Origin of the sequence: Rhizobium sp. NZLR1, from assembly GCF_017357385.1 — a bacterium.
Classification (GTDB): Bacteria; Pseudomonadota; Alphaproteobacteria; order Rhizobiales; family Rhizobiaceae; genus Rhizobium.
Window position 1 is genome coordinate 1,719,891 of sequence record NZ_CP071632.1, and the last position, 16,335, is coordinate 1,736,225.

Genomic DNA, 16,335 nt, shown 5'->3' on the forward strand with positions numbered 1-16,335 from the left:
CAAGGCATATGAGTGAAGCCCTGACTGAGCTTGCGTCCTACCTTGGCGAAGCGCGCGGTAACCTGATCGCCGCATCGCAGATGAAGTATGGCGAGCTGACGCTGACCGCAACGGGTGAAAACCTGATCCCGCTTTTGACCTTCCTGCGTGACGACGCCAAATGCGGTTTCGTCAACCTGATCGATATTTGCGGTGTCGACTGGCCGCAGCGCGAGCTGCGTTTCGACGTCGTCTATCACCTGCTGTCGCCGAAGCAGAACCTGCGCATCCGCGTCAAGGTGGCAACCGACGAAGATACGCCGGTTCCCTCGGCCTGCGGCGTCCATCCCGGCGCCGACTGGTTCGAGCGCGAAACTTGGGACATGTACGGCGTGCTCTTCACCGGCCATCCGGACCTGCGCCGCATCCTGACCGACTACGGCTTCGAAGGCCACCCGCTGCGCAAGGACTTCCCGACCACCGGCTTCGTCGAGGTTCGTTATGACGATGCGGCAAAGCGCGTCGTTTACGAGCCGGTCGAACTGAAGCAGGAATTCCGCAACTTCGACTTCATGTCGCCCTGGGAAGGTACTGAATACGTGCTGCCTGGGGATGAGAAGGCCAAGCAGTGAGTGGTGATTAGTCGGTAGTGAGTAGTGGGCAGATATTTGGGTGACGAACGGGAAAATCAGCTCCTATCGTGATTTGAAAGTCTGGCAATTTGCTATCGAGCGATCTGTTGTTTGTTATGAGGTGACGAGAACCTTCCCGCGGGAAGAGATCTATGGAATGACCAGCCAGATTAGAACGAATTGCTCGACCGATGCGACGAAATTGGAAAGATGCTGGGATCGCTTATCCGAAGCGTTCAGCACAGGAAAGCTGACGAATAGTGAGCGGATGAAAACTAACTACTACTCACTAATCACTACTCACTCTAAGCGAGTTAATCGCCATGACCGAACATAACGTCCGCAACTTCAACATCAATTTCGGACCGCAGCATCCGGCGGCGCATGGCGTTCTTCGTCTTGTCCTGGAGCTTGACGGCGAAATTGTGGAGCGGGTTGATCCGCATATCGGCCTGCTGCACCGCGGCACCGAGAAGCTGATCGAGACCAAGACCTATCTTCAGGCCTTGCCCTATTTCGATCGGCTCGATTACGTCGCGCCGATGAACCAGGAACATGCCTATGCGATGGCTGTGGAAAAACTGCTCGGCATCGACATCCCGATCCGCGGCCAGCTGATTCGCGTCCTCTATTCGGAAATCGGCCGTATCCTCTCGCATCTGCTGAACGTCACGACGCAGGCCATGGACGTCGGCGCGCTGACGCCGCCGCTCTGGGGCTTCGAAGAGCGTGAAAAGCTGATGGTGTTTTATGAGCGCGCCAGTGGCTCGCGCATGCATGCCGCATATATCCGTCCGGGCGGCGTTCATCAGGACCTACCGGAACAGCTCGTCCAGGATATCGGCGACTGGTGCGACCCGTTCCTGAAGGCGCTCGACGACATCGACAATCTGTTGACCGGCAACCGCATCTTCAAGCAGCGCAACGTCGATATCGGCGTCGTCTCGCTGGAGGATTGCTGGGCCTGGGGCTTCTCCGGCGTCATGGTGCGCGGTTCGGGCGCTGCCTGGGACCTGCGTCGCGCCCAGCCTTACGAATGTTATTCCGATCTCGAATTCGACATTCCGATTGGCAAGAACGGCGATAATTATGACCGCTACCTGATCCGCATGATCGAGATGCGCGAATCGGTCCGCATCATGAAGCAGTGCGTCAATCGCCTGCTGTCGGATGCCAAGACCGGTCCTTTCTCGTCGATCGACGGCAAGGTCGTGCCGCCGAAGCGCGGTGAGATGAAGCGCTCGATGGAAGCGCTGATCCACCACTTCAAGCTCTATACCGAAGGCTACCATGTGCCGGCCGGCGAGGTTTACGCCGCCGTCGAGGCGCCGAAGGGCGAGTTCGGCGTCTATCTCGTCTCCGACGGCTCCAACAAGCCGTATCGCTGCAAGATCCGCGCTCCGGGTTATGCGCATCTGCAGGCTATGGACTTCATGTGCCGCGGCCACCAGCTTGCCGACGTCGCGGCCGTGCTCGGCTCGCTCGACATCGTCTTCGGCGAGGTGGACCGCTGATGCAGCGTCTGCCGCTTGCCGTCGCCCTTCTTCTTGCGGCATCCGGGGTTTCGGCCCAGGAGACCGATACGCTCGGCACGCCGCTGGGTCGTAAGGAAGTGACGCCGCCGGCGGCGCAAACGTCCATGGGCGATCTTTTGTCCAAGGGCTATCAGATCAAGGCTGCCATTCCGAATGGCGGCAAATTCGTAGTGTTTATGCAGAAAGACCAGTCGGCCTATGCCTGCGAAATGCAGTCTTTGACCGCTTCGCGGTGTGGAACCCTAAACTGACAAGGCGTGAGGAAGAATGTCCGTTCGTCGATTAGCCGAAGATCAATTTCAGCCTGCCGCATTCGCTTTCAGCGATGAAAATGCGGTCTGGGCGGACAAGACGATCCAGAAATACCCCGCCGGCCGCCAGCAATCGGCGGTCATCCCGCTGTTGATGCGGGCGCAGGAGCAGGATGGCTGGGTCACGCGCGCGGCGATCGAAAAGATCGCCGACATGCTCGACATGGCCTATATCCGCGTGCTCGAGGTCGCGACCTTCTATACGCAGTTCCAGCTGCATCCCGTCGGCACCCGCGCCCACGTCCAGGTCTGCGGCACGACGCCCTGCATGCTACGCGGCTCGGAAGCGCTGATGTCGGTCTGCAAGAGCAAGATCCACGCCCATGCCTTCGAGCGCAATGCCGAGGGAACACTGTCCTGGGAAGAGGTCGAATGTCTTGGCGCCTGCGTCAACGCCCCCATGGTGATGATCGGCAAGGACACCTATGAAGACCTGACGCCGGCGCGCCTCGAAGAGATCATCGATACCTTTGCCGCCGGCAATGGCGCGAGCATTAAGCCGGGCACCCAGATCGACCGGGTATTTTCGGCGCCGGAAGGCGGCTTGACCTCGCTGACGACGGCAGAGCCGAAGACAAGGACGCGCGCCAAGAAGGCCGATGCCGAAAGCGTGTCGGCTCCGGTCGTCGACGCCGCTCCGATCCCGCCCTCCGAGGCCGCCCGCCCGAAGAGCACCGATGCCGAGACCAATGCCGCGCTGAAGACGCCGGCAACGGCGCCGAAGGCGGCTGCCAGGAATGCCAAGGCAGCCGAGCAGCAGCCGGTTTCCGGCACCGCGGCTGCCGAACCGGCGCCGGCACCCGCCGTCAAGGCCGAAGCCGCCCCGGCGGCAAAGCCAGCGCTCACCGACAAGAACCGTCCGGCCGGCATCGAAAAGCCCGCCGCATCGGATGATCTGAAGATGATCTCGGGCGTCGGCCCGAAGATCGAGGCGACGTTGAACGAGATCGGCATCTTCACCTTCTCGCAGGTCGCGGGCTGGAAGAAGGCCGAGCGCGAATGGGTCGACGGCTACCTGAACTTCCGCGGCCGCATCGAGCGTGACGACTGGGTCAAGCAGGCCAAGGCGCTCGCCAAGGGCGGCGAAGCGGAATATATCAAGGTCTTCGGCAAGAAGCCGCGGTAAAGAGGTGAAGCATGTTACAAGATAAAGACCGCATCTTTACCAACATCTACGGCCTCAAGGACAAGTCCCTGAAGGGCGCGATGAGCCGCGGCCACTGGGACGGCACCAAGCAGATACTCGAAAAGGGCCGCGATTGGATCATCAACGAGATGAAGGCGTCCGGCCTTCGCGGCCGCGGCGGCGCCGGATTCCCCACGGGTCTCAAATGGTCCTTCATGCCGAAGGAAAGCGACGGTCGCCCGCACTACCTCGTCGTCAATGCCGACGAATCGGAGCCCGGTACCTGCAAAGACCGCGACATCATGCGTCACGATCCGCATACGCTGATCGAAGGCTGCGTCATCGCCAGCTTCGCCATGGGCGCAAATGCGGCCTACATCTATGTGCGCGGCGAATATATCCGCGAGCGCGAAGCGCTGCAGGCGGCGATCGACGAATGTTATGATTATGGCCTGCTCGGCAAGAACAACAAGCTCGGCTGGGACATGGACATCTACGTCCATCACGGCGCCGGCGCCTATATCTGCGGCGAGGAAACAGCCCTCCTCGAAAGCCTCGAGGGCAAGAAGGGCCAGCCGCGCCTGAAGCCGCCTTTCCCGGCCAATATGGGCCTTTACGGTTGCCCGACGACGGTCAACAACGTCGAATCGATCGCCGTTGCGCCGACGATCCTGCGCCGCGGTGCCGGCTGGTTCTCGGCCATCGGCCGTCCGAACAATGTCGGCACCAAGCTGTTCATGCTCTCCGGCCACGTCAACAAGCCGTGCACGGTCGAAGAGGAAATGGGCATCACCTTCCGCGAACTGGTCGACCGCCATGCCGGCGGCATCCGCGGCGGCTGGGACAATCTGCTCGCCGTCATTCCGGGCGGAGCATCCTGCCCGATCGTTCCGGCCAAGGACATCATCGACTGCCCGATGGATTTCGACGGCCTGCGCGGCGTCGGCTCCTCCTTCGGCACAGCCGCCGCGATCGTCATGGACAAATCCACCGACGTGATCAAGGCGATCGCCCGTATCTCCGCCTTCTTCAAACACGAGAGCTGCGGCCAGTGCACGCCTTGCCGCGAAGGCACCGGCTGGATGTGGCGGGTGATGGAGCGCATGGCCAAGGGCAATGCCCAGAAGCGCGAGATCGACATGCTGTTCCAGGTGACCAAGCAGATCGAAGGCCACACCATCTGCGCGCTCGGCGACGCCGCCGCATGGCCGGTGCAGGGTCTGATCCGTAACTTCCGTCCCGAGATCGAAAAGCGCATCGACCAGTATACGGCAAGCGCCCTTGATCACGGCGCGGTTCTGGAGGCGGCTGAATAATCATGGCGGACAACGCATCGAAGAGTGGAAAGAAGGAAGACGCCGCCGATTTCGCGGCCGGCTTCGGCCGTCTTGCCGCCGAGATGCTGGAAAATGCGCGGGCAATGCCGATGCATCCGCTGATGGCGCATCCCGCCGCAGCCTTTGCCGCCGCAACAGCGATCGGCTTCGGTCTCTCGACCCAGATGGCGGGCGCCTTTTTCGGCGCCTTCCAGAGCGCGCTGGAAACGACCGGCAAGGTCGCGGCAGCGCTCGATGATACGCCGCCGGACGAGCCGATGCCCGCCGTCGATATCCGGCCGGAGAAAATCCGCCCTGAGGTCAAGGCTGTGGTCAAGCCGGTGGCCGCGAACAAGCCGGCGGCGGAGACCAAGCCTGATGTCGAGAAGAAGACAAGGCCGAAACTGACTGTTGTAACACCGGTCAGCGAACCGGTCCCTGCCAGCCAGCCGGCTGTGAAGGCAAAACCGGCCCAGCGGGCGAAAAAGGTCGACGATCTGAAGCTGATCGCCGGCATCGGCCCGAAGCTGGAGCAGGTGCTGAACGACAGGGGCATTCGCAGCTTCGCCGAGATTGCTGCCTGGAGCACCGAGGACATCGCCCGGCTCGACGCCGAGCTTGGCGTCAACGGCCGCATCGACCGTGACGACTGGATCGGCCAGGCAAAAGTTCTGGCAGGGCGGGCGCGCCGAAGGAAATGAACTGTCCGGCCGTGCAATCGGCCGGAAATATGGACAGATCGGCGGACGGGCGGGGGCCCCACGCCGCAGATGCCGGTGCGGGTTCCGGACCTGGAACGCGCGACAGAGAATTTGGGCGACATCAAATGTCGGCAGGACGAAAGATCCGGCTTGGCAATGAGAGTGTTGCAAAAATAGGTTTGTTTGCCGTCATCAGGCAAACGGGAAACAGGACTGAGCGACGATGGCAAAACTGAAGATTGACGGCAACGAAATCGAGGTTCCGGATCACTACACGCTGTTGCAGGCGTGCGAGGATGCCGGGGCCGAAGTTCCGCGCTTCTGCTTCCATGAGCGGCTGTCGGTTGCCGGCAATTGCCGCATGTGCCTTGTCGAGGTGAAGGGCGGCCCGCCGAAGCCCCAGGCTTCCTGCGCCATGAGCGTGCGCGACATCCGCGGCGGCCCGAACGGCGAACTGGCCGAGGTCTTCACCAACACCCCGATGGTCAAGAAGGCCCGCGAAGGTGTGATGGAATTCCTGCTGATCAACCATCCGCTTGATTGCCCGATCTGCGACCAGGGCGGCGAATGCGATCTGCAGGACCAGGCGATGGCCTTCGGCATCGACACTTCGCGTTACCAGGAAGACAAGCGCGCCGTCGAAGACAAGTATATCGGCCCGCTGGTCAAGACGGTGATGAACCGCTGCATCCATTGCACGCGCTGCGTCCGCTTCACCACCGAGGTCGCCGGCATTTCCGAACTCGGCCTGATCGGCCGGGGCGAGGATGCCGAGATCACCACCTATCTCGAACAGGCGATGACCTCCGAGCTGCAGGGCAACGTCGTCGACCTTTGCCCGGTCGGTGCACTCACCTCCAAGCCCTTCGCCTTCACCGCGCGCCCCTGGGAATTGAACAAGACCGAATCGATCGACGTCATGGATGCCGTCGGTTCGGCGATCCGCGTCGATACCCGTGGCCGCGAAGTCATGCGCGTCCTGCCGCGAGTCAACGAGGCGATCAACGAAGAGTGGATCTCCGACAAGAGCCGCTTCATCTGGGACGGCCTGAAGACCCAGCGCCTCGACCGGCCCTATGTCCGCCGCGACGGCCGCCTGCAGCCTGCCAGTTGGGCCGAAGCCTTCGTCGCCATCAAGGCTGGCGTTGCCGCTACCTCCGGCGACAAGATCGGCGCAATCGCCGGCGATCTTGCTTCCGTTGAGGAAATGTATGCGCTTTCCGAACTGGTGAAGTCGCTTGGGTCGACCAATCTCGACTGTCGCCAGGATGGGGCGGCGCTCGATTCGTCGCTCGGCCGCGCAAGCTATCTCTTCAACCCGACCATCTCGGGCATCGACCAGGCCGACGCGCTGCTGATCATCGGCGCCAATCCGCGCTTCGAGGCGGCAATCCTCAATACCCGCATCCGCAAGCGCTGGCGCCGCGGCAAGTTCCCGATCGGCGTGATCGGCGAGCCGAGCGAATTGCGCTACACCTATGACTATCTCGGCGGTGGTCCGGACACGCTGAAGGATCTGGTCGACGGCGGTCACGCCTTTGCCGAGGTCCTGAAGAACGCCGCCAAGCCGATGATCATCATCGGCCAGGGCGCGCTGTCACGCACCGATGGCGCCGGCGTACTCGCCAGTGCCGCCAAGCTTGCCGGTTCGGTCGGCGCGGTCGTTGAAGGCTGGAATGGCTTTGCCGTCCTCCATACGGCCGCCTCCCGTGTCGGCGGCCTCGACCTCGGTTTCGTGCCGGGTTCCAAGGGCGTCAATGCCGCCGAAATGCTGACGGCGATGGATGTGCTCTTCCTGCTCGGCGCCGACGAACTCGACTTCACCGCCAAGAAGGCCAAGCTCACCGTCTATATCGGCTCGCATGGCGATAACGGCGCGCATCATGCCGACGTCATCCTGCCGGCCGCAGCCTATACCGAAAAGTCCGGCACCTGGGTCAACACCGAAGGCCGCGTCCAGATGGGCAATCGTGCAGGCTTTGCACCGGGCGATGCCCGCGAAGACTGGGCGATCATCCGTGCCCTTTCCGACGTGCTCGGCAAGAAGCTTCCCTTCGATTCGCTCAGCGAATTGCGCGTCCGGCTCTATGCCGCTTTCCCGCATTTCGCCGCCATTGACGAGATCGCCGAAACCGATAGCGCCCAAATTGCCGCAGTTGCGAAAAAAGCCGGCAAGATGAACAAATCCGGGTTTGCGTCGCCGGTGAAAGACTTCTATTTGACGAACCCGATAGCGCGTGCCTCGGCTGTCATGGCGGAGTGCTCGGCATTGGCCCGCAACAACTTCAAAGTCGCGGCAGAGTAAGGGCAGGGGACTATGGATTCTTTCTTTTCGACCTATGTCTGGCCGGCGATCATCATGATCGGTCAGTCGCTGCTGCTTCTCGTCTGCCTGCTTATCTTCGTCGCCTATGTGCTGCTCGCCGACCGCAAGATCTGGGCGGCCGTGCAGCTGCGCCGCGGCCCGAACGTCGTCGGCCCCTTCGGCCTCTTCCAGTCCTTCGCCGACCTTCTGAAGTTCGTCTTCAAGGAGCCGGTCATTCCGGCTGGCGCCAACAAGGTGGTATTCCTGCTCGCCCCGCTGGTGACCGTGCTTCTGGCGCTTGCCACCTGGGCGGTGGTGCCGTTGGCTGATGGCTGGGTGATCGCCAACATCAATGTCGGCATCCTCTATATCTTCGCGATCTCCTCGCTCGAGGTCTACGGCATCATCATGGGCGGCTGGGCTTCGAACTCGAAGTATCCGTTCCTCGGCGCCCTGCGCTCGGCGGCACAAATGGTGTCCTATGAAGTCTCGATCGGCTTCGTCATCGTCACCGTGCTGCTCTGCGTCGGCTCGCTGAACCTGACCGACATCGTCAATGCGCAGCATACCGGCCTCGGCACCATGCTCGGCCTGCCGTCGTCGTTCCTCGACTGGCACTGGCTGTCGCTTTTCCCGATGTTCATCATCTTCTTCATTTCAGCACTTGCCGAGACGAACCGTCCGCCCTTCGACCTTCCGGAAGCCGAATCGGAACTCGTTGCCGGCTTCATGGTCGAATACGGCTCGTCGCCATACATGATGTTCATGCTCGGCGAATACGCGGCCGTCTGCCTGATGTGCTCGCTGACGACGATCCTCTTCCTCGGCGGCTGGTTGCCCCCGGTCGACATCTGGATCCTCAACTGGGTTCCGGGCATCATCTGGTTCATGCTGAAGGCCTGCTTCGTGTTCTTCATGTTCGCGATGGTCAAGGCTTTCGTCCCGCGCTACCGCTATGACCAGCTCATGCGCCTCGGTTGGAAGGTCTTCCTGCCGCTGTCGCTCGCCATGGTCGTCATCGTTGCATTCGTGCTGAAACTGATGGGTTGGGCATGATAATGTCAGCTCTCGTTTCCGGCAATATTGGAGGTTGAAGATGGCAAGCTTGTCCGGCTCCATCAGCTCGCTGTTTCTCAAGGAATTCGTCGGCGCGTTCTTTCTGTCGATGCGTTACTTCTTCCGCCAGAAGGCGACGATCAATTATCCCTTCGAAAAGGGCCCGGTCTCCCCGCGCTTTCGCGGCGAGCATGCGCTGCGCCGTTATCCGAACGGCGAAGAGCGCTGCATCGCCTGCAAGCTCTGCGAGGCGATCTGTCCTGCCCAGGCGATCACCATCGAAGCCGGTCCCCGCCGCAATGACGGCACCCGCCGCACGGTGCGTTACGACATCGACATGGTGAAGTGCATCTATTGCGGCTTCTGCCAGGAAGCCTGCCCGGTCGACGCCATCGTCGAAGGCCCGAATTTCGAATTCGCGACGGAAACCCGCGAAGAGCTTTATTTTGACAAGTCGCGGCTTCTGGATAACGGAGACCGGTGGGAGCGCGAAATCGCCCGCAACATCGCGATCGACTCGCCGTACCGCTGATCGAGTTTTTGAAATGCCGTAAGGGAGCTTAGCTGCTTCGGTCGCGGTCAATATGCACAGGAGCTTTGCCGGTCAGCCGCGCAAAACTCTATCGGGCAGAAAAACTCCCGGCTGCCCGGGGGGAAGATGAAAAAGGCACCAACATGGGTCTGCAGGCTCTATTTTTCTACCTTTTCGCCTTTGTCGCGGTGGCGTCGGCGTTCATGGTCATCTGGGCGAAGAACCCGGTTCACTCGGTTCTGTTCCTGATCCTGGTGTTCTTCAATGCGGCCGGCCTCTTCCTGCTGCTCGGTGCCGAATTCCTGGCGATGATCCTGCTCGTCGTCTATGTCGGCGCCGTTGCCGTGCTCTTCCTCTTCGTGGTGATGATGCTCGATATCGACTTCACCGAACTGAGGGCCGGCGTTCTCGAATATGCGCCGATCGGCGGGCTGATCGGGGTGATCCTCGCGGCCGAGCTGATCGTCGTCATTGGCGGCAGCGTCATCTCGCCCGAGATCGCCAAGACGGTCGCCATGCCGATCCCGGCGCTGACGGAACGCACCAATACGGCTGCCCTCGGCGACGTGCTCTACACCAACTACGTCTATTTCTTCCAGATCGCCGGTCTGGTGCTGCTGGTCGCCATGATCGGCGCGATCGTGCTGACGCTGAGGCACCGCACCAACATCAAGCGGCAGAATATTCCCAGGCAGGTTGCCCGCACGCCCGCCACCGCCGTCGAGGTGGTTTCGGTCAAGCCCGGGCAGGGCGTTTAAGGCAGGTCAAGGAACAAAGAACATGGTCATCGGACTTTCCCACTACCTGACGGTCAGCGCCATCCTCTTCACGCTCGGCGTCTTCGGCATCTTCCTGAACCGGAAGAACGTCATCGTCATCCTGATGTCGATCGAGCTGATCCTGCTTGCTGTCAACATCAACATGGTCGCCTTTTCCTCCTTCCTGAACGACATCGTCGGCCAGGTCTTCGCGCTGTTCATCCTGACGGTCGCGGCTGCCGAAGCGGCGATCGGTCTTGCAATTCTCGTTGTCTTCTACCGCAACCGCGGCTCGATCGCGGTCGAAGACGTCAATATGATGAAGGGCTGAGTGGCTCATGTTCCTCTATAAGGCTATCGTCTTTCTTCCCTTGATCGGCGCGATCGTCGCCGGCCTTTTCGGCCGCGCCATCGGCGCCAAGGCTTCGGAATATGTCACCAGCGGCCTGATGATCATCGCCGCCATCCTGTCCTGGGTGGTGTTCTTCACCGTCGCCATGGGGCATCCTGAAGGCGGCCCGATCAAGGTCGAGGTGCTGCGCTGGATCCAGTCCGGCGGCATCGACGTCTCCTGGTCGCTGCGCGTGGATACGCTGACCTCCGTCATGCTGATCGTCGTCAACACGGTCTCGACGCTGGTTCACGTCTATTCGATCGGCTACATGCATACCGATCCGCATCGCCCGCGCTTCTTCGCCTATCTCTCGCTTTTCACCTTCGCCATGCTGATGCTGGTGACCGCCGATAACCTTGCCCAGATGTTCTTCGGCTGGGAAGGCGTCGGTCTCGCCTCCTACCTGCTGATCGGCTTCTGGTTCAAGAAGCCGTCGGCAACGGCTGCGGCGATGAAGGCCTTCATCGTCAACCGCGTCGGCGACTTCGGCTTCGTGCTCGGCATTGCCGGCGTCTTCGTGCTGTTCGGTTCGATCAATCTCGACACGATCTTCGCCAATGCCTCGAACTTCGCCCCGCATGAAGGCGGCGGCGAGGCGAGCGAAGTGATCCTCAACCTCTTCGGCATGCAACTCGACAAGGCGCATGCGCTGACCGGCATCTGCCTGCTGCTGTTCATGGGCGCGATGGGCAAGTCGGCGCAGTTCCTGCTGCACACCTGGCTGCCCGACGCCATGGAAGGCCCGACCCCGGTCTCGGCCCTCATCCATGCCGCCACCATGGTCACTGCCGGCGTCTTTCTCGTCGCCCGCATGTCGCCGCTCTTCGAACTGTCGCCGGATGCGCTCGTCGTCGTCACCGTCATCGGTGCGATCACCGCCTTCTTCGCGGCAACCGTCGGCCTGGTGCAGAACGACATCAAGCGCGTCATCGCCTATTCCACCTGTTCGCAGCTCGGCTACATGTTCGTGGCGCTCGGGGTAGGGGCCTACGGCGCGGCGATCTTCCATCTGTTCACGCATGCCTTCTTCAAAGCGCTGCTCTTCCTCTGCGCCGGCTCGGTCATCCATTCCGTCGATGGTGAGCAGGACATGCGTTACATGGGCGGCCTGTATCCGCATATCAAAGTTACCGGCATCCTGATGATCATCGGCACGCTGGCGATCACCGGCGTCGGCATTCCGTTCACGCCGATCGGCTTTGCCGGCTTCTTCTCCAAGGACGTGATCATCGAGGCGACCTATGCTTCGCATTCGCCGGTCGCAGGCTTTGCCTTTTCGCTGCTGGTCATCGCGGCTCTCTTCACCAGCTTCTATTCCTGGCGCCTGATCTTCATGACCTTCTTCGGCAAGCCGCGCGCTTCGCACGAGGTCATGCACCATGTCCACGAATCGCCGCAGGTCATGCTGGTGCCGCTCTATCTTCTGGCGATCGGCGCGGTGTTTGCCGGCGTGATCTTCGAAGGACGGTTCTACGGCGAGGAATATGCCGCGTTCTGGAAGGGCGCGCTGTTTACCGGGGCCGAGAACGAACTGGTCGAACAGTTCCATCACGTGCCGGCGCTCGTGGGCCTGAGCCCGTTCATCGCCATGCTGCTCGGCTTCGTCCTCGCCTGGTACATGTATATCCGTTCGCCGCAGACGCCGCGCACCCTCGCCAGGCAGCACCGCATTCTCTACCAGTTCCTGCTGAACAAGTGGTACTTCGACGAACTCTACGACTTCCTCTTCGTCCGCACGGCCAAGGCGCTCGGCCGCTTCCTGTGGAAGAAGGGTGACGTCGGCGTCATCGACACCTATGGCCCGAACGGCGTTGCCGCCCGCGTCGTCGCCGTCACCGACCGCGTCGTCCGCCTGCAGACCGGTTACCTCTACCACTATGCCTTCGCCATGCTGATCGGCATTGCGGCGCTTGTTACCTGGATGATGCTCGGGAGTTCCTTCTGATGACCGATTGGCCTATTCTTTCAACGGTCACCTTTCTGCCGCTCGTCGGCGTGGTGCTCCTGCTATTGATGAACGGCGAAAGCGAAACCGGCCGGAAGAACGTGCTGTGGATCTCGCTGATCACCACCGTCTTCACCTTCGTCGTCTCGCTTCTCATCTGGACTGGTTTCGACAATGCCAATCCGGGTTTCCAGATGCTCGAAAAGCATGACTGGCTCGGCACCGGCATCGGCTACCATCTGGGCGTCGACGGCATCTCGATGCTGTTCGTCATCCTGTCGACCTTCCTGATGCCCTTCTGCGTGCTGGCGAGCTGGCTCTCGATCGAGAAGCGCCTGAAGGAATATATGATCGCCTTCCTCATCCTCGAAACGATGATGGTCGGTGTTTTCGTCTCGCTCGATATCGTGCTCTTCTACGTCTTCTTCGAGGCGGGCCTCATTCCGATGTTCCTGATCATCGGCGTCTGGGGTGGCAAGGACCGTGTCTACGCGAGCTACAAGTTCTTCCTCTATACGCTGCTCGGCTCGGTGCTGATGCTGCTCGCCATCATGGCGATGTACTGGCAGGCCGGCACGACCGACATCACCGCGCTGCTCGCTTATAAATTTCCGCCGGCGCTGCAGACCTGGTTATGGCTTGCCTTCTTTGCCTCCTTCGCGGTGAAAATGCCGATGTGGCCGGTTCATACCTGGCTTCCGGATGCCCACGTTCAGGCGCCGACGGCAGGCTCGGTGATCCTGGCCGGCGTGCTGTTGAAGCTCGGCGGCTACGGTCTGATCCGCTTCTCGCTCGGCATGTTCCCGGTCGCGTCCGACTATTTCGCGCCGTTCGTCTTCGCCCTGTCGGTCATTGCGATCATCTATACCTCGCTGGTGGCGATGATGCAGGACGATATCAAGAAGCTGATCGCCTATTCCTCGGTGGCCCACATGGGCTACGTGACGATGGGCATCTTTGCCGCCAACATGCAGGGCGTTCAGGGTTCGATCTTCCAGATGCTGTCGCACGGCATCGTCTCCGGCGCGCTCTTCCTCTGCGTCGGCGTCGTCTACGACCGCACTCACACCCGCGAGATCAACGCCTATGGCGGTCTCGTCAACAACATGCCGAAATATGCCGTGGCGATGATGGTCTTCACCATGGCCAATGTCGGACTTCCCGGCACTTCGGGCTTCGTCGGCGAATTTCTGACGTTGATCGGCGTCTTCCGGGTCAACACTTGGGTCGCGCTGTTTGCCGCCACCGGCGTCATCCTCTCGGCCGCCTATGCACTCTGGCTTTATCGCCGGGTGATCTTCGGCGCGCTGGAGAAGGAAAAGCTGAAGGCGCTGCTCGATCTTTCTAGACGCGAGCAGCTGATCCTCTACCCGCTGGTCGCGCTGACCATCTTCTTCGGCGTTTACCCGGCTCCGGTCTTCGATGCGACGGCCGCCTCGGTGGATCTGCTGGTCAACAACTACACGGCCGCCGTGCACGCAGCGCAGAACATTGCGCTGTCTATGAATTGATGACGGGACTTATCGGACATGACCGCTGAAACAATTCTCCTCAGTCTGCATCTTTCCGCGCCGGAGCTGATCCTCGCGGTCGGCGCCCTTGTCCTGTTGATGGTCGGCGTCTTCTCGGGCGAGCGGTCGGGCCTCGTCGTTACCGGCCTCGCCATCGTGCTTTTGCTGGCCGCCGGCCTGTGGCTGCTCTTCGTACCCGCTGAAGGCCTCGCCTATGGCGGCGTCTACATGGCCGACGGCTTCTCGCGATTCATGAAGCTGGTGGCGCTCATCGGTTCGCTGGTAGCCCTGTTCATGACGACCGGCCACGCACGCGAAAACCAGCTCGACAAGTTCGAGTTCCCGGTTCTGCTGGTGCTTGCGACCCTCGGCATCCTGCTGATGATCTCGGCCAACGACCTGATCTCGCTCTATCTCGCGCTGGAACTGCAGTCGCTGGCACTCTATGTCGTCGCTGCGATCAACCGCGACAGCCTGAAATCGACCGAAGCCGGCCTGAAATATTTCGTTCTCGGCGCGCTTTCCTCCGGCATGCTGCTCTATGGCATGTCGCTGGTCTACGGCTTCACCGGCCACACCCACTTCTCTGAAATCGCCCAGGCGCTTTCCGTCGAGGGTGCGCGTTCGCTCGGTCTGATCTTCGGCTTGGTCTTCATCCTTGCCGGCATCGCCTTCAAGATCTCCGCCGTTCCCTTCCATATGTGGACGCCCGATGTTTATGAAGGCGCGCCGACGCCGGTCACCGCCTTCCTCGCAGCAGCCCCCAAGGTTGCCGCCATGGCGATGATGACCCGTATCGTGATCACGGCCTTCCAGCCGGTTCTGGCAGACTGGCAGCAGGTCGTCGTCTTCATCTCGATCGCCTCGATGGTGCTAGGCGCGTTTGCCGCGATCGGCCAAAAGAACATCAAGCGGCTGATGGCCTATTCGTCGATCGGCCACATGGGCTATGCGCTGGTCGGTCTTGCCGCCGGCAACCAGACCGGCGTGACCGGCGTCATGCTGTATATGGTCATCTATATGGTGATGACGCTCGGCACCTTTGCGATCATCATGTCGATGCGCCGCAAGGATGGCACCGTCGTCGAAAACGTCGACGATCTCGCCGGCCTTTCCACCACCAACCCGTTTATGGCCGTGGTGCTGACGGCGCTGATGTTCTCGCTCGCCGGCATCCCGCCGCTCGCCGGCTTCTTCGCCAAGTACTTCGTCTTCGTCGCCGCCATCGAAGCCAAACTTTATGCGCTCGCGATCATCGGCGTTCTCGCCTCGGTGGTCGGCGCCTATTATTATCTGCGCGTCATCAAGCTGATGTGGTTCGATGAGGCGACCGGCGAATTCGCCCGTGTCTCCGGTTCGTTGCGTCTGGTCTTCGGTCTCTCCGGTCTGTTCGTCACCGCCTATGTCTTGATCGGCGGCCCGATCGGCGGTGCGGCCGAGCTTGCCGCCGCGACGCTCTTTTGATGACTTCCGACGGACGGCGCCGGATATCGCTCGGCGATTTCAGGCACGAGGCTCTGTCGGAAACATCGTCCACCAACAGCGAATGCCTCGCCCGGGCTCGGGCGGGTGATGGCGGCAATCTCTGGGTGACGGCCGAACGGCAGACCGGCGGCCGCGGCCGCCGCGGCAGGCTTTGGGTTTCCGAAAGCGGCAATCTCTACGCCTCTCTTCTGCTGATCGACCCGGCGCCAATGGAGCGCCTGAGCTCTTTGCCGCTTGCCGTTGCCGTTGCCGTGCACCAGGCGATCCGCCAGGTGCTGCCGCCGGGCGCCGAGCCGCTCGAGATCAAATGGCCGAACGACATCCTCATCGGCCGAAAGAAGACTTGCGGCATTCTCGTCGAAGGCGAGGGGCTCCCGGATGGTCGCTACGCGCTGATCGTCGGCATCGGCATCAACGTCTCGGTAATGCCGGACAATCCGCTCTACCCCGTCACCTGCCTGCGTCAGCATGCAAGTGCGGCCTCGCCGGAGGAGCTTTTCGCCCATCTCTTCGCGGCGATGGCGGAGGTGCTTGATCAATGGGACCAGGGCCGCGGCGTCGGCGAGATCACGGCGCGTTGGCGCACCATCGCCTGCGGCATCGGCGAAAAGATCACGGTGAATTTGCCGGACCGATCGATTTCCGGACAATTCGCCGGAATTGATGATAATGGCTTGTTGATGCTCGATACCGGCACTGGCAGGATGATGCCCATTGCTGCCGGTGATGTGTTTTTTAGATAGCGGAAA

Annotated in this window: 15 protein-coding genes and 1 pseudogene; all 16 read left to right on the forward strand. The window is 61.3% G+C overall.

Annotated elements, in window-relative coordinates:
- Positions 1-8 precede the first annotated feature (8 nt).
- The gene (locus J3O30_RS08600) at positions 9-611 is read left to right on the forward strand and encodes an NADH-quinone oxidoreductase subunit C (RefSeq protein ID WP_207583786.1); all 603 of its coding nucleotides are present in this window, start codon (positions 9-11) and stop codon (positions 609-611) included.
- A 55-nt stretch (positions 612-666) separates the two neighbouring features.
- Positions 667-786: pseudogene (locus tag J3O30_RS33135) on the forward strand (four helix bundle protein); the annotation flags it as partial.
- A gap of 148 nt (positions 787-934) precedes the next feature.
- Entirely contained in the window at positions 935-2,125 is a 1,191-nt protein-coding gene (locus J3O30_RS08610) for an NADH-quinone oxidoreductase subunit D (protein WP_207583787.1), read from the forward strand.
- A complete protein-coding gene (locus J3O30_RS08615; RefSeq protein WP_007626190.1) occupies positions 2,125-2,397 on the forward strand; it encodes a hypothetical protein in 273 nt (90 codons plus the stop codon). Before J3O30_RS08610 ends, J3O30_RS08615 begins: the two co-directional genes overlap by 1 nt.
- 16 nt (positions 2,398-2,413) lie before the next feature.
- Positions 2,414-3,583: an NADH-quinone oxidoreductase subunit E gene (locus J3O30_RS08620; RefSeq protein ID WP_207583788.1), complete on the forward strand. Its 1,170-nt coding sequence runs from the start codon at positions 2,414-2,416 to the stop codon at positions 3,581-3,583.
- 11 nt (positions 3,584-3,594) lie between these two features.
- The gene (nuoF, locus tag J3O30_RS08625) at positions 3,595-4,899 is read left to right on the forward strand and encodes an NADH-quinone oxidoreductase subunit NuoF (protein WP_003573907.1); all 1,305 of its coding nucleotides are present in this window, start codon (positions 3,595-3,597) and stop codon (positions 4,897-4,899) included.
- 2 nt (positions 4,900-4,901) lie between these two features.
- A complete protein-coding gene (locus J3O30_RS08630) occupies positions 4,902-5,600 on the forward strand; it encodes a 5' DNA nuclease (RefSeq protein ID WP_207583789.1) in 699 nt (232 codons plus the stop codon).
- 223 nt (positions 5,601-5,823) lie between these two features.
- Positions 5,824-7,905, forward strand: a complete 2,082-nt coding sequence (gene nuoG / locus J3O30_RS08635) for an NADH-quinone oxidoreductase subunit NuoG (RefSeq protein WP_207583790.1) — start codon at positions 5,824-5,826, stop codon at positions 7,903-7,905.
- Positions 7,906-7,917: 12 nt separating this feature from the next.
- On the forward strand, positions 7,918-8,961 hold the full coding sequence (gene nuoH, locus J3O30_RS08640) for an NADH-quinone oxidoreductase subunit NuoH (protein ID WP_207583791.1): 1,044 nt from the start codon (positions 7,918-7,920) through the stop codon (positions 8,959-8,961).
- Between the two features lie 40 nt (positions 8,962-9,001).
- Entirely contained in the window at positions 9,002-9,493 is a 492-nt protein-coding gene (nuoI, locus tag J3O30_RS08645; RefSeq protein ID WP_164008961.1) for an NADH-quinone oxidoreductase subunit NuoI, read from the forward strand.
- A gap of 143 nt (positions 9,494-9,636) precedes the next feature.
- Positions 9,637-10,251, forward strand: coding sequence for an NADH-quinone oxidoreductase subunit J (locus J3O30_RS08650; RefSeq protein ID WP_207583792.1), 615 nt, complete (start codon positions 9,637-9,639; stop codon positions 10,249-10,251).
- 22 nt (positions 10,252-10,273) lie between these two features.
- Positions 10,274-10,582, forward strand: coding sequence for an NADH-quinone oxidoreductase subunit NuoK (gene nuoK, locus J3O30_RS08655; RefSeq protein WP_003547388.1), 309 nt, complete (start codon positions 10,274-10,276; stop codon positions 10,580-10,582).
- Between the two features lie 7 nt (positions 10,583-10,589).
- The gene (nuoL, locus tag J3O30_RS08660; protein WP_207583793.1) at positions 10,590-12,590 is read left to right on the forward strand and encodes an NADH-quinone oxidoreductase subunit L; all 2,001 of its coding nucleotides are present in this window, start codon (positions 10,590-10,592) and stop codon (positions 12,588-12,590) included.
- Positions 12,590-14,101 carry an NADH-quinone oxidoreductase subunit M gene (locus J3O30_RS08665; protein ID WP_207583794.1) on the forward strand — a complete coding sequence of 504 codons (1,512 nt, stop codon included), beginning with the start codon at positions 12,590-12,592 and terminating at the stop codon, positions 14,099-14,101. The genes nuoL and J3O30_RS08665 overlap by 1 nt, the downstream gene beginning before the upstream one ends.
- Positions 14,102-14,119: 18 nt before the next feature.
- Complete coding sequence (gene nuoN / locus J3O30_RS08670; RefSeq protein WP_207583795.1) at positions 14,120-15,565, forward strand: NADH-quinone oxidoreductase subunit NuoN; 1,446 nt, start codon at positions 14,120-14,122, stop codon at positions 15,563-15,565.
- Complete coding sequence (locus J3O30_RS08675; RefSeq protein ID WP_207583796.1) at positions 15,565-16,329, forward strand: biotin--[acetyl-CoA-carboxylase] ligase; 765 nt, start codon at positions 15,565-15,567, stop codon at positions 16,327-16,329. Before nuoN ends, J3O30_RS08675 begins: the two co-directional genes overlap by 1 nt.
- Positions 16,330-16,335 lie beyond the last annotated feature (6 nt).